Annotated in this window: 12 protein-coding genes; 2 read left to right on the top strand and 10 right to left on the bottom strand. The window is 62.6% G+C overall.

Annotation, left to right across the window (positions count from 1 at the left end; all coding sequences use genetic code 11):
• Position 1: 1 nt before the first annotated feature.
• The 7 genes from CAF63_RS23870 to CAF63_RS23840 form a co-directional block, all read right to left on the bottom strand.
• Entirely contained in the window at positions 2-568 is a 567-nt protein-coding gene (locus CAF63_RS23870) for a phosphonate degradation HD-domain oxygenase (protein WP_085689544.1), read from the bottom strand.
• The gene (locus CAF63_RS23865) at positions 568-1,701 is read right to left on the bottom strand and encodes a TIGR03364 family FAD-dependent oxidoreductase (protein ID WP_085689542.1); all 1,134 of its coding nucleotides are present in this window, start codon (positions 1,699-1,701) and stop codon (positions 568-570) included. Before CAF63_RS23865 ends, CAF63_RS23870 begins: the two co-directional genes overlap by 1 nt.
• Positions 1,702-1,829: 128 nt before the next feature.
• Positions 1,830-2,855, bottom strand: a complete 1,026-nt coding sequence (locus tag CAF63_RS23860) for a putative 2-aminoethylphosphonate ABC transporter substrate-binding protein (protein WP_085689540.1) — start codon at positions 2,853-2,855, stop codon at positions 1,830-1,832.
• 47 nt (positions 2,856-2,902) lie between these two features.
• Positions 2,903-4,627, bottom strand: coding sequence for a putative 2-aminoethylphosphonate ABC transporter permease subunit (locus CAF63_RS23855; protein ID WP_085689538.1), 1,725 nt, complete (start codon positions 4,625-4,627; stop codon positions 2,903-2,905).
• Positions 4,627-5,703 (bottom strand): putative 2-aminoethylphosphonate ABC transporter ATP-binding protein, encoded by a 1,077-nt coding sequence (locus CAF63_RS23850; protein ID WP_085689536.1) that lies wholly within the window; start codon positions 5,701-5,703, stop codon positions 4,627-4,629. Before CAF63_RS23850 ends, CAF63_RS23855 begins: the two co-directional genes overlap by 1 nt.
• Before the next feature lie 164 nt (positions 5,704-5,867).
• Positions 5,868-6,731: a LysR family transcriptional regulator gene (locus CAF63_RS23845; protein ID WP_007953452.1), complete on the bottom strand. Its 864-nt coding sequence runs from the start codon at positions 6,729-6,731 to the stop codon at positions 5,868-5,870.
• A gap of 15 nt (positions 6,732-6,746) precedes the next feature.
• Positions 6,747-9,056 (bottom strand): heavy metal translocating P-type ATPase, encoded by a 2,310-nt coding sequence (locus tag CAF63_RS23840; RefSeq protein WP_085689534.1) that lies wholly within the window; start codon positions 9,054-9,056, stop codon positions 6,747-6,749.
• Between the two features lie 84 nt (positions 9,057-9,140).
• On the opposite strand from CAF63_RS23840, the gene cadR reads away from it, so the two are divergent.
• The gene (cadR, locus tag CAF63_RS23835) at positions 9,141-9,590 is read left to right on the top strand and encodes a Cd(II)/Pb(II)-responsive transcriptional regulator (protein WP_007953454.1); all 450 of its coding nucleotides are present in this window, start codon (positions 9,141-9,143) and stop codon (positions 9,588-9,590) included.
• 123 nt (positions 9,591-9,713) lie between these two features.
• On the opposite strand, the gene CAF63_RS23830 is transcribed toward cadR, so the two are convergent.
• From CAF63_RS23830 to CAF63_RS23820, 3 genes are all read right to left on the bottom strand, one after another.
• Entirely contained in the window at positions 9,714-10,685 is a 972-nt protein-coding gene (locus tag CAF63_RS23830; RefSeq protein WP_011336420.1) for a thymidylate synthase, read from the bottom strand.
• A gap of 50 nt (positions 10,686-10,735) precedes the next feature.
• Complete coding sequence (gene lgt / locus CAF63_RS23825; protein ID WP_007953463.1) at positions 10,736-11,551, bottom strand: prolipoprotein diacylglyceryl transferase; 816 nt, start codon at positions 11,549-11,551, stop codon at positions 10,736-10,738.
• Positions 11,552-11,647: 96 nt separating this feature from the next.
• Entirely contained in the window at positions 11,648-12,430 is a 783-nt protein-coding gene (locus CAF63_RS23820; RefSeq protein WP_064380026.1) for a sulfite exporter TauE/SafE family protein, read from the bottom strand.
• 131 nt (positions 12,431-12,561) lie between these two features.
• Between CAF63_RS23820 and CAF63_RS23815 the strand changes: the two genes are divergently transcribed.
• Complete coding sequence (locus CAF63_RS23815; RefSeq protein ID WP_085689532.1) at positions 12,562-13,308, top strand: NRDE family protein; 747 nt, start codon at positions 12,562-12,564, stop codon at positions 13,306-13,308.
• Positions 13,309-13,354: the final 46 nt, after the last annotated feature.

Genomic DNA, 13,354 nt, shown 5'->3' with positions numbered 1-13,354 from the left:
TTCAGCGCGCTTTGCGGGACAGCACGGTAAAAGCCTTTTGCTTCAACAGCGCAAGATCCATCACCGGCACAGCCATCTCCTTCGCCAGCTCATCCCACTGACGCATCCGCAGACTGACGGCGCACAACGGATCCTGCTCGAACGCATCGGCTTCAGCCTCGCTCATCACTCCGCCCTGATACTCCAGGGTGCGGCGGCTGGCTTCGCTCAACCCGTCGTAATAGCCCGCCTCCCTTAGCGTCAGATAGCGCTTGGCCTGGACGTGATATTCCACCAACCGCGCCATGCGCTCGCTAAAGCCGGCCTCACGCAAATAGTCCGCGCCGAGGTGTTCGTGGCTGACCACGCCGTAACCGCCCATGTTTTCCGCGCCTTCGGTACATAAATGGCCGATGTCGTGGAAGAACGCAGCGAGCACCACTTCGTCGTCGAAGCCTTCGGCGATGGCAAGTTGCGCCGCCTGGGACATGTGCTCGATCTGCGACACCGGTTCGCCGATGTAGTCGCTGGCGCCGAAGCGCTCGTAGAGGCCGAACACCCGGTCGATGACTTGCTCGTGACTCAACATCAAAGCTCTCCAAAAAGCTGTGCAACATTGCGCTCGGCCATGGCGGGGCCGACGCTCATGCCGACGCCGCTGTGCATCAGCGCCACATTCAGCCCCGGCGCCGGACGCAGGAACGAAAACGGCCCCGGCCCCCGGGAACCATAGACACCCTGCCAGCGCTCGATCACCTGCACTTTGCAGCCGAGGGTCTGTTCGGCCAGTTCGAGCATCCAGTCGTCGACCTGTTCGGCGTTGAACGGCGACGGATCGCTGCCGTAATGGTGCGAGTCGCCGATGATCAGTTCGCCATAAGGCGTCGGGCTGATCAGCAGGTGAATGCCGTTTTCCTGCAAATGCGGTTGTTCGAGCAGGATTTGCGCCTGCACCGCTGCCGCCTCCGGCAAGTCAGCGAAGGCGCCGTAGTGCACGCAACTGAGACCGGTGAGCAAGGCATGTTGCAAGTTCAGGTCGGTCTGCGGCCGGACGCGAAGCATTTGCAGGCGGCAGATTTGCGGGTCGAGGGCGGCAATCGGCTCGGCCAGCAGGGTCTGATAATCGTGGCCGGAACAGACAATGATCTGCTCGGCGGTGAAGGTGCCGGCCGTGCTGTGCAGGCGCCCCGGTTCGACGTCGCGCACCAGCGTCGAGAAGTGAAACCCGACGTTGAGTTCGCGGCGCAGGTATTGGATCAGCGCCGGAATTGCTTCCCGGGAATACAGTTGTTGATCGTCCATCCCGTGCAGCGCGGCGCGGTGATGGCTGAACTGGCCGCCATACAGATCGCGCAACGCGGCACCACGCAGCAGTTCGACGCGGTAGTCATGCTCGACGGCGCGCCCGGCGCAGAAGGCTTCGAGCAAGTGCTCTTCAGCCTCGGTGCGGGCGAACAGGTACGAGCCGTTGCGCTTGAGTTGCAGGCCGGCGAGCTGCGCCCACTGGCCCCAGATTTCGCGGCTGGCCTTGGCCAGCTCCAGCATCGGGCCCGGTGGCTGGCCGGTGACCAAGGCTTGGCCGAAGTTGCGTACCGAGGCGCCGAGAGGCATGGCGGTGCGCTCGAAAACCGTGACCTTGAGACCGCGCCGGGCGGCGGCGTAAGCGTGGGACAGGCCCAGGATGCCGGCGCCGACGATCAGCAAGTCTTTGTGTTGTGTCATTTAGAGGTGCTCTGAATGAGAGACCGCTTTCGCGAGCAAGCCCGCTCCCACAGGGATTTGCGTTGTGAATGCGATCCAGTGTGGGAGCGAGCTTGCTCGCGAAGAGGCCCTGTCAGTCGATGAAGATCTTACTTGGCAGCGACTTTCTCGGACTTGCCGTCATAGCGATTGCGCCATTCGGTCAGGATCTCGTCGCGGTTCTTCGAGGCCCAGGCGAAGTCGTTCTTGATCAGGCGCTGTTCGTAGTCGGCCGGCAGTTCGGTCTGCGGTTTGGCGATGCCCGGCTGTGCGAGGACGGCGAAGTTTTCCTTGTACAGATCCATCGCCGGGGCGCTGGCGGAGAAGTCGGCCAGTTTCTTCGCGGCCTCTTCATGCGGCGTGCCTTTGATCACGGCAGTCGCCTCGATCTCCCAGCCAAGGCCCTCTTTCGGCAGGATGATGTCCAGCGGCGCGCCCTGACGCTTCAGCTGAACGGCCGGGTATTCGAAGGAAATCCCGATCGGGAACTCACCAGCGGCCGCCAGTTTGCAAGGCTTGGAACCGGAGTGAACGTACTGGCCGATGTTCTGGTGCAGACCGTCCATGTAGGCCCAGCCCTGTTTCTCGCCGAAGGTTTGCAGCCAGGCGCTGACGTCCAGGAAACCGGTGCCGGACGAGGCCGGGTTCGGCATCACGATCTTGCCTTTGTACTCAGGCTTGGTCAGGTCCTGCCAGCTCACCGGTTTGGTCAGGCCCTGTTTCTCGGCCTCGACGGTGTTGAAGCAAATGGTCGCGGCCCAGACGTCCATGCCGACCCAGGCTGGCGGGTTGGCGGCGTCGCGGTAGTTCGCGCCGATCTTGCCCAGATCCTTCGGCGCATAGCTTTGCAGCATGCCTTGCTGATCGAGGATCGCCAGGCTCGACGCCGCCAGGCCCCAGACCGCGTCAGCCTGCGGGCGATCCTTTTCGGCCAGCAGTTTGGCGGTGATGATCCCGGTGGAATCGCGCACCCACTTGATCTCGACGTCCGGGTTGGCCTTTTCGAAGGCTTCTTTGTAGGACTTCAACTGTTCGGCTTCGAGGGCGGTGTACACCGTCAACTCGGTTTTTGCCGCGAAGGCATTCAGGCTGAAAGTAGCGAGCACAGCAGCGGCCAGGGCCATAGGCTTGAACATGATCGTTTTCCTGTAGGTGAGTTGAGGCTTTAGGGACAAGTCGTGGATCAGTGGCCGGGCGCCGTTTGCCGCCAGGCCTGGGAACGGCGCAGCAAACCGCGCGAAGCCCACGCCAGCAGCAAGGACACGCCCGCCGAGGTGAACAGAATCAGGGTCGACATCGCCGCCGCGCCGCCGACGTTGCCGGCGTCGTCCATGTTCAGCACCGCCACCGCCGCGAGGATGGTGTCGGGGCTGTAGAGGAAGATCGCGGCGGACACGGTGGTCATGGCCGAGACGAACAGGTAGCGCACGATGTCCAGCAGCGCCGGCAGGCAGATCGGCACGGTGACCCGCAGGTAATGCCGGTACAGCGGCGCCTTGAGCGACAGCGCGGCGGCTTCGAACTCGGCGTCGAGCTGGCGCAACGCGGTGGTGGCGGTCATCTGCGCAGTGGTCAGATAGTGAGCAATGGTGCAGACGATCAGCAGGGTCATGGTCCCGTACAGCACGTGCAGCGGGTTGCCAGTCAGGTTGAAGAAGAAGACGTAACCCAGACCCAGCACCAGCCCCGGTACCGCCATCGGTACGAAACTGAGCATGCGCAGCGTCAGATTCAGCCCGCGCTGGCTGCGGGTTTTTTCCATCAGGTAGGCGCCGGTGAAGATCAGCACGCTACCGATCAACGCCGTGCCCAGCGCCATCTTCAAACTGTTGCCGTAGGCCAGCCAGCCACCGCCGGCGGTCTCGTTGAACTGGTAGTGGTTGAGCGACAGCGACAGGTTGTACGGCCAGAACTTCACCAGCGACGAGAACACCGCCATGCCGAACACCAGCAGCAACGCGGCGCTGATCAGCAGCACAACGCTGAGATAAAAAGCATCGCGCTTCTTCGACAGCGCCGGTTTGAACACCTGGGCGCGGCCACTCATGGAGTCGCCGTGACGGCGACGCAGCCAGGCATCGACGCCGAAGCTGAACAGCGCCGGCAGCAGCAGAACCATGCCGATCAACGCGCCGCGACCGAACTGCTGCTGGCCGACCACCGCTTTGTAGGCTTCCAGCGCCAGCACCTGATAGTCGCCACCGACCACCACCGGCACACCGAAATCGGTGATGGTCAGGGTGAACACCAGACAGAACGCGGCGAACACGGCCTGACGGGTCGCCGGCCAGGTGATGCTGCGAAAGGCTTTCGCGGGACTGGCGCCCATGCTCGACGCGGCGTCGAACAGTCGCGCATCCGCCAGCGACAGGGCTGACAGCAAAATCATCAAGGCGTGTGGGAAGGTGTAGATCACCTCACCCAGAACAATCCCCCAGAAGCCGTAGATGTTGTCCGACAGCAGCCCGCGCAACATGCCCTGATTGCCGAACAGATAGACCAGCGCAATCCCCGGCAGCATCGATGGCGCCATCAGTGGCAGCAGCGAAATCCCGCGCCAGATGCCTTTTGCCGGAATCAACGTGCGCTGCAAGGCGTAGGCAAACAGGTAGGCCAGCGGTACGACGATGGCCGCGACGCTGAGGGAAACTTTCAGGCTGTTGCCGAGCAGCCAGTGGAAATTGTCGCTGGTCACCAGCTCCTTGGCGGCGAGCCAGCCACCGCCCTGCCCGGCTTCGCTGCTGAAGCCGCGCCAGAAGATCGCCAGCAATGGCAACAGCACCGCCACACCGAGCAGCCCCAGCAGCAGGAGTTTGCCGCCAAGGACGAAGATCCGGTCGCCGACCTCGGCCCCGGACACCTGCCGCGCCTGCTTTTGCGGTAGCGGCAGTGCGAGGTTGCTGTTCATCAGGCAAACACCTGCAGGCTGCGTGGCGGCAAGGCGACCATGATCTGCTGGGCGTCGAGGCGCGGCATGGCTTCCGGCGCCAGTTCGGCGAGTAAGGCATGGCCGGGCAATTGATCAAGTTCGAAGCTCATGCGGCAGCGGTTGCCGAGGAAAGTGATCTCGCGGACCTTGGCCGGGAACAGGTTTTCTTCGTGCACCAGCGGATTGACGTTGATCGCTTCCGGACGGCAGAACAGTCGACCCGACGGGCTATGAACACTGCCGTCGGCCAGGCGCAGGTTCATCCCGCCGACCTTGGCGTGGCTGTCGCTGCTGCGCTGGAATGGCAACCAGTTGCCCTGGCCGACAAACTCGGCCACGAACGGTGTGGCCGGGCGGTTGTAGATTTCCTGCGGGGTGGCGTACTGCTCGACCTTGCCGTTGTTCATCACGGCGATGCGGTCGGCCATCAGCATGGCTTCGTCCTGATTGTGGGTGACCATCAGGGTGGTGATGCCGAGGTTGCGTTGCAGTTGGCGCAGCTCGGTGCACAGATGCTCGCGGACCCGGGCGTCGAGGGCCGACATCGGTTCGTCGAGCAACAGCAGCGACGGTGCGGGGGCCAGGGCGCGGGCCAGTGCCACACGTTGCTGCTGGCCGCCGGACAACTGGCCCGGGTACTTTTTCTCACTGCCGGTGAGGCCGACCAGTTCCAGCATCTGACCGACGCGACGGCGTACTTCATCGCGACCGCTGCCGGCGAGGCCGTAAGCAATGTTTGCTTCGACGGTCAGATTGGGAAACAGCGCGTAGGACTGGAACAGAATTCCGTAATCCCGAGCCTGGGGCGCGAGGTGGGAAACGTCGCGCTCACCGAGGTACAACTCGCCGCTGTCCTGCTTTTCCAGACCGGCGATGCAACGCAGCAACGTGGTCTTGCCACAGCCCGACGGGCCGAGCAGGCACACCAGCTCACCGGCAGCGACATCGAGGGAAACGTTATCCAGCGCCGTGAAGGCGCCGAAGCGCTTCTGCACGCCGCGCACTTTCATCGGTGCGCCGGGGTTGGTCAGGGCAGTTGCGATTGCAGGGTTCATGGACAGGCCTCATCGAGCAGATGAGACGAATCCTAGAGTTGTAATGCGTCGGTCATATGGCAGTGAGGCAAAAACCGCCGATAGTGGTATTCAGGGATTTTGGTTCAGGTTTCAAGTCCTGTGCTGCCTGCTCGCGAAGAGGCCAGCAAAGGCACTGAAAAATCTCAGGCCGGGGACATTTCCTGCGCCAGTCCGAGAAACGCTGCTGGCAACCGGGCGTTCTTGCGTTCCTTGAGGCAGTAGAGGTATTCGGGAATCTGCGGCGCATTTTCCAGGGTCAGCACCCGCAACTGCGGATCGTGCGGCACTTCCTGGCGGGCGATGATGCTGATGCCGATGTTGCGCAGCACCGCCTCGCGGATCGACTCGCGGCTACCGATTTCCAGTAACGGGCCGAAACTGACGCCCGCGCTGGCCAGCAATTCTTCGGTGAGCCGCCGGGTGGTCGAGCCGGATTCACGCATCAGCAAGGTATGCCCGGCCAGCGCACTCAGCGTCACATGGTCGTGCGCCGCCAGCGGATGATTGCGATGCACCGCCAGCACCAGCGGATCGCTCCCCAACACCCGACGGATCAGCCGGGCATCGTCGAGCAATTGCGACGAGGCCGCGACATCCACCCGGTAATCCTCCAGCGCTTCGAGCACCTGTTGCGAGTTGCCGATTTCCACCGACACTTCTACCTGCGGCAGGCGCTCGCGAAATGTCTTCACCAGATCGAGGATGTAATACGGCGCGGTGGCGGCGATGCGCAGCGTGCCCTGTACCTGGCCGCTGTTGCGCAGGAAGAACTCGATGTCGGCTTCCTGCTGCAACAACGCCTTGACCATCGGCAATAGCCGCGCGCCTTCATCGCTGACGCTCAGGCGCCGGCCGCCACGGTAGAACAGCTCCACCGAATACTGGCTTTCCAGATTGCGGATCTGGGTGGTCACGGTCGGTTGGCTGAGGCCGAGCTTTTTCGCCGCCAGCGTGATGCTGCCCAGGCGGGCCACCATGTAAAACGCTTTCAGCTCGGCACTCAGCACAACCGTCCCTCGTCTCTATTTGCGCAACAGGCGCAAACCGTTGAACACCACCAGCAGGCTCACGCCCATGTCGGCAAACACCGCCATCCACATGGTGGCGAGCCCGGCGAAGGTTACCCCAAGAAAGATCGCTTTGATCACCAGCGCCAGCGCGATGTTCTGTTTCAGGATAGCGGCGGTATGACGCGACAGGCTGATGAAGGCCGGTATCTTGCGCAGATCGTCGTCCATCAGGGCGACATCGGCGGTTTCGATCGCTGTATCGGTACCGGCTGCGGCCATCGCAAAACCAATCTCCGCCCGAGCCAGCGCCGGCGCGTCGTTGATGCCGTCACCGACCATGCCGACCCGACGCCCCTGTGCGTACAGGTCTTCGATGGCTTGCAATTTGTCGGTCGGCAGCAAATCGCCCTTGGCCTGATCGATCCCGACCTGCGCCGCAATCGCCTGCGCGGTGTGGACGTTGTCGCCGGTGAGCATCAGGGTTTTCACGCCCAGTTCGTGCAGTTGGCGGATCGCTTCGCGGCTGGTTTCCTTGACGGTGTCGGCTACGGCGAACAGCGCCAGCGGGCCGGAACGGTCGAGCAGCAACACCACGGACTTGCCCTGTTTTTCCAGCGCGAACAGCTTTTCTTCCAGTTGCGGCGAGCACAGACCCAGTTCTTCAACCAGACGATGGTTGCCCAAGTGGTAGACCTGACCGTTGACCTCGCCTTTTACCCCACGGCCGGCCAGCGCTTCGAAGTTATCCACAACTAGCGACGCGAAACCTTTATCCACAGCCGCGTTGGCGATGGCCAGCGACACCGGGTGATCGGAACGTCCGGCCAGCGCGGCGGCAATCGCCGGGGCCATGGCGTCGGCGGTCGGGTCGAGGGATAGGTAATCGGTCTGCACTGGTTTGCCGTGGGTGATGGTGCCGGTCTTGTCGAGGGCCAGATAGTCGAGCTTGAAACCGCCCTCCAGGTACACGCCGCCCTTGACCAGAATGCCTTTGCGCGCCGCCGCCGCGAGGCCGCTGACGATGGTCACCGGGGTGGAAATCACCAGCGCACACGGGCAAGCGACCACCAGCAGCACCAGCGCGCGATAGATCCAGTCGAACCACGCGGCGCCCATGAACAGCGGCGGGATGATCGCCACGGCCAGCGCCAGGACGAAGACCACCGGGGTGTATATTTTCGAAAAATGATCGACGAAGCGCTGAGTCGGCGCCCGCGCGCCTTGTGCCTGCTCCACGGCGTGGATGATGCGCGCCAAGGTGGAATTGTTCGCCGCAGCGGTCACCGCATATTCCAGCGAACCGGCCTGATTGATGGTGCCGGCGAAGACTTTGTCGCCGACGGTTTTTTCCACCGGCAGGCTTTCGCCAGTGATCGGTGCCTGATCGATGGTCGAGCTGCCGCTGACGACTTCACCGTCCAGCGCGATGCGCTCACCGGGTTTTACCCGCACGCGGGCGCCGAGATCGATGCTTTTCACATCCAGTTCGACCCAGTTGCCGTCAGCCTGCAACACAGTCGCCTGCTCCGGCGTCATCTGCATCAGGCCGCTGATGGCGTTGCGCGCGCGGTCCAGCGAGCGCGCTTCAATCAGTTCGGCCACGGTGAACAGGAACATCACCATCGCCGCTTCCGGCCACTGGCCGATCAACACCGCACCGGTCACGGCGATGCTCATCAGCGCATTGATGTTGAGATTGCGGTTCTTCAGGGCGATCCAGCCCTTCTTGTAGGTGGTCAGGCCGCCGCTGAGGATCGAAATCAGCGCGATGATCGCCACCACCCAGGTCGGGGCGGCGCTGGTGAAGTGGATCACTTCAGCGGCCAGCGCACCAATGCCGGACAGCGCCAGCGGCCACCAGTGTTTTTTCACCGGAGCTGCGACCGGCGCTTCAACGCCCGCCTCCAGCGGCTCGGCCTGCATGCCGAGGGATTTGATCGCGTCGATGATCGGCGCGGTGTCCGGCAAATTGTGAGTCACGCCGAGCACGCGGTTGATCAGGTTGAATTCGAGCTGCTGGATCCCGGCCAGTTTGCCGAGCTTGTTCTGGATCAGCGTCTGTTCGGTCGGGCAGTCCATCGCCTCGATGCGGAAGCTGTTCAGCCGGGCGTCGGCGCTTTTCGCCTCGCTCAGTTGAATCAGCGACGGCGCGGCAGCTTTCGACGAGCAGCAAGAGTCTTCACTCGAATGAACCGGCGCGGCCGTAACGGTTTTCGACCCGCAGCAGGAATCGCCGCCGTGGGCATGTTTATGCACAGGCTGCAGTTTGTGACTGTGATCGTGCCCGTCGCCGGGCTTGTGGATGTGCAGGGAATCGCTCATTGGTCGCGTCCATGAAGGTGCCTGTTGCCAAGTAAAGACCCTGTAGCCACTATAGGGTCAAGCACCCTTTTGGAGATTGCCGTCATGAAGATCGGAGAACTGGCGAAACAGACCGATTGCGCCGTGGAAACCATCCGCTACTACGAGCGTGAAAACCTGCTGCCGGAACCGGCCCGCAGCGACGGCAACTACCGCGTCTACACCCAGGCCCACGCCGAGCGCCTGACCTTCATCCGCAACTGCCGCACCCTCGACATGACCCTCGAAGAAATCCGCAGCCTGCTCGCCTTGCGCGACAGCCCGCAGGATCAGTGCGAAAGCGTGAATGCGCTGATCGACGAGCACATCCAGCACGTCAAGGCGCGGATCGACGGGTTACTCGCCTTGCAGACGCAACTGCTCGACCTGCGCCAGCGCTGTGGCGAAGGGCCGGAGGCGGATCAGTGCGGGATTTTGCAGCGGTTGGAGGTGAGTGGCGGGGTTGTGGCGGCGGAGGTTGAGCATTCGCATGTGGGCCGCAGTCACGGTCACTGAGCACACCACATAACACTGTGGGAGCGAGCTTGCTCGCGAAGGCGGAGTGTCAGTTGGTAAAAATATCGACTGACCCGACGCTTTCGCGAGCAAGCTCGCTCCCACAGTTTTTTACATTGCCTGTCAGACCGCCATCGGCGCGGTCATCGGCGCATGGTGCTCGTAGCCTTCCAGCGAGAAGTCGCTCGGCTCTACCAGCTCCAGCCACTCCGGCTGATAAACACCCGTCTTGGCGAACTCCGGCACGCGATCCGAAATCTTCAGCTTCGGCATGGCGAACGGCTCGCGCTTGAGCTGTTCGTTGAGCATATCGAGGTGGTTTTCGTAGACGTGGGCGTCACCGATGAAATAGGTGAACCAGCGCGGCGTGTAGCCGGTCAGGCGACCGATCAGGCTCAGCAGCGCGGCGCCTTCGGTGAGGTTGAACGGCGTGCCCAGGCCCAGGTCGTTGGAGCGGATGTAGAGGGTCAGGGAAATTTCCTTGGTCTCGACATTCGGGTGGAACTGGTACAGCAGATGGCACGGCGGCAGGGCCATTTCATCGAGCTGGGCGCAGTTCCAGCCGTGGAACAGGATGCGGCGGCTGCCCGGGTCCTTGATGATCGTGTCGACGCACTGGCGCACCTGATCGATGGCTTTGTACAAGACCACGTAGGCCTGGCCGTCTTCTTCGCCCTGGGCAATCTGCTTGTAGCCGTTGCTCAAGGTTTGTTCGATGGCCGCGGTGTTGCTCAGCGGGATCTGCTTGTACGCCGGCCATTTGCGCCATTGCACGCCGTAGATTTCGCCGAGGTCGTCTTCGCCCTGGCGGAACGGGTTGGCCAGCCACTGGGCGTTTTCGTTGGCGTTCTGATCCCAGACCTTGCAGCCCAGCGCACGGAATTCGGCGGCGTTGTTCACGCCACGCAGAAAGCCGCACATCTCGCCGATGGCCGATTTGAAGGCCATCTTGCGGGTGGTGATCGCCGGGAAACCTTCCTGCAGATCGAAGCGCAGCATCGCGCCCGGAAAGCTGATGGTGTTCACGCCAGTACGGTTGGCCTGTTTGGTGCCGTTGTTAATGACGTGCGACACCAGATCGAGATATTGCTTCATGAGTTACCTGTGTCCTTGAGCCCCGGCAGACATCGCCGGGGTTCGAATATTTAAGCTGTCGGTGCAACCGGCGCCGCCGGGGCGCGGTGGTAGGCCAGCCAGATCAGGAACAGCCCGCCGATGATCATCGGTACGCAGAGTACCTGCCCCATGGTCAGCCAGTTCCAGGCCAGGTAGCCCAGTTGCGCGTCCGGCACGCGGACGAATTCGACGATGAAACGGAAGATGCCATAGAACAGGGCGAACATGCCCGAGACCGCCATGGTCGGCCGCGGTTTGCGCGAGAACAGCCAGAGGATCAGGAACAGCGCCACGCCTTCCAGCGCGAACTGATACAGCTGCGACGGATGGCGCGGCAGTTGCGCCGGGTCGCTGAACGGTGGGAACACCATGGCCCACGGCACGTCGGTGGCCTTGCCCCACAGCTCGGCGTTGATGAAGTTGCCGATGCGTCCGGCGCCCAGACCGATCGGCACCATCGGCGCCACGAAGTCCATCAGTTGGAAGAACGACTTGCCGTTACGCTTGCCGAACCACAACGCGGCCAGCATCACGCCGATGAAACCGCCGTGGAACGACATGCCGCCCTTCCACACTTCGAAAATCAGCGTCGGGTTGGCGATGTAGGCGCTCAGGTCGTAGAACAGTACATAGCCCAGACGCCCGCCGACAATCACCCCCATCGACAGCCAGAACACCAGGTCGGACAGCTTTTCCTTGGTCCAGGTCGGGTCGAAACGGTTGAGCCGGCGCGATGCCAGCAGCCACGCGCCGCCGATGCCGACCAGGTACATCAGGCCGTACCAGTGGATTTTCAGCGGACCGATGGCCAAAGCCACCGGATCGATCTGCGGGTAAGGCAGCATTGCGACTCCTCGTTAGCATTCAAATCTTCAAAAATTCCCGGGCGACGCTGTCACCTCAGGATTAAGCCAGGATTGCGACCTGCCAAAACAGACGGCTCAGAACAGAAAGCTCAGACCCACGCAAAACAGCAAAGCCGCGAACAGCCGTTTCAGCAACTTCGGCGACAACCTGTGCGCCAGCCGCGCGCCGAGACGGGCGAACACCATGCTGGTCAGGGCAATGCCGAGCAGCGCCGGCAGATACACAAAACCGAGACTATGGGCCGGCAGCAACGGATCATGCCAGCCCAGAATCATGAAACTTATTGCACTGGCCACAGCAATCGGCAGACCACAGGCCGACGAAGTCGCCACCGCCTGCTGCATCGGCACGCTGCGCCAGGTCAGGAACGGCACGGTCAGCGAGCCGCCGCCAATCCCGAAAATCGCCGAGGCCCAGCCGATCACACTGCCGGCCACGGTCAGACCGAGTTTGCCCGGCACCGTTCGGCTGGCCTTGGGTTTGACGTCCAGCGCCAGCTGTGCCGCGATCACCAGGGCGAACACACCGATGATCTTTTGCAGGTTGGGCCCGGAGATCGCTTCGGCGGTCAGCGCGCCGAAACCGGCGCCGAGCAGGATGCCGACGGTCATCCACTTGAAGATCGGCCAGCGCACGGCGCCGCGTCGATGATGTTCACGCACGGCGTTGACCGAGGTGAAGATGATCGTCGCCAGCGAAGTGCCGACCGCCAGATGGGTCAGGATCGACGGGTCGAAGCCCTGCAAGGTGAAACTGAACACCAGCACCGGGACGATGATGATTCCGCCGCCCACCCCGAACAGCCCGGCCAGTACGCCCGCACAGGCGCCCAGCGCCAGATAGAGCAGAAATTCCATGACTGCCTCCCAAGGCGCGTCCCCAAAACCGGAGCGGCATGGTAACGGATGGATACCCTTCGGCTCCACTGGCGATGGATGCACGGACGATGTCTGCGTAGAGTGGGCAAAAAACACACAAGGACCACCTTATGTGCCTGATTGTTTTCGCCTGGCGGCCGGGGCATGCCCAACCGCTGATCGTCGCGGCCAACCGTGACGAGTTCTACGCCCGGCCCAGCCTCCCGCTGGCGCAGTGGCCCGAGTCGCCGCATGTTCATGCCGGTCGCGATCTTGAGGCTGGCGGCACCTGGCTCGGTCTCGGTGCCAACGGACGCTTTGCCGCGCTGACCAACATTCGCGACCCGCATCAGCCGCCGGCCCGGCGATCCCGGGGTGAACTGGTAGCAGGATTTCTGACCGGAAACCTTTCGATCGATGACTATTTGTCCGACGTTGTCGCCCGTTCGCCAGAGTATGCCGGCTTCAACCTGCTACTGGGCAATGCCAACGAGCTGTGGCATTTCAATGCGCGGTCTTCGGAACCGGTGATGTTGCAGCCTGGCGTTTATGGCCTGTCCAACGCCGGGCTGGATACGCCGTGGCCGAAACTGCTCAAAGCGAAGGCGGCATTGAGTGCGGTGCTGGATGATCCGCAGCCTGAGCGGTTGCTGACCTTATTGAGCGATGCGCAAACGGCGCCGTTTGCTGACCTGCCAGATACCGGTGTGGGATTGGCGACCGAGTCATTGTTGTCGAGTGTGTTTATTGCCAGCCAGAGCTATGGGACTCGGGCGAGTACGGCGTTGATTGTGCAGGCGGACGGGACGCGGCGGATGGTGGAGCGCAGTTTTGGGCCGTATGGCGGGCATCTGGGGGAAGTGGACATTCTGATTTAGCGGCGCCTGAACTGACGCCATCGCGAGCAGGCTCGCTCCCACTGGA

The organism is Pseudomonas sp. B20(2017) (assembly GCF_002113125.1).
Classification (GTDB): Bacteria; Pseudomonadota; Gammaproteobacteria; order Pseudomonadales; family Pseudomonadaceae; genus Aquipseudomonas.
This window is presented reverse-complemented; position numbering and strand designations above follow the sequence as displayed.

Excerpts from the sequence above, each read along its gene's own strand:
- CAF63_RS23870 (WP_085689544.1), bottom strand. The coding sequence starts at position 568 with ATGTTGAGTCACGAGCAAGTCATCGACCGGGTGTTCGGCCTCTACGAG.
- CAF63_RS23865 (WP_085689542.1), bottom strand. The coding sequence starts at position 1,701 with ATGACACAACACAAAGACTTGCTGATCGTCGGCGCCGGCATCCTGGGC.
- CAF63_RS23860 (WP_085689540.1), bottom strand. The coding sequence starts at position 2,855 with ATGTTCAAGCCTATGGCCCTGGCCGCTGCTGTGCTCGCTACTTTCAGC.
- lgt (WP_007953463.1), bottom strand. The coding sequence starts at position 11,551 with ATGCTGCCTTACCCGCAGATCGATCCGGTGGCTTTGGCCATCGGTCCG.
- CAF63_RS23815 (WP_085689532.1), top strand. The coding sequence starts at position 12,562 with ATGTGCCTGATTGTTTTCGCCTGGCGGCCGGGGCATGCCCAACCGCTG.
- CAF63_RS23820 (WP_064380026.1), bottom strand. The coding sequence starts at position 12,430 with ATGGAATTTCTGCTCTATCTGGCGCTGGGCGCCTGTGCGGGCGTACTG.
- CAF63_RS23830 (WP_011336420.1), bottom strand. The coding sequence starts at position 10,685 with ATGAAGCAATATCTCGATCTGGTGTCGCACGTCATTAACAACGGCACC.
- CAF63_RS23840 (WP_085689534.1), bottom strand. The coding sequence starts at position 9,056 with ATGAGCGATTCCCTGCACATCCACAAGCCCGGCGACGGGCACGATCAC.
- cadR (WP_007953454.1), top strand. The coding sequence starts at position 9,141 with ATGAAGATCGGAGAACTGGCGAAACAGACCGATTGCGCCGTGGAAACC.
- CAF63_RS23850 (WP_085689536.1), bottom strand. The coding sequence starts at position 5,703 with ATGAACCCTGCAATCGCAACTGCCCTGACCAACCCCGGCGCACCGATG.
- CAF63_RS23855 (WP_085689538.1), bottom strand. The coding sequence starts at position 4,627 with ATGAACAGCAACCTCGCACTGCCGCTACCGCAAAAGCAGGCGCGGCAG.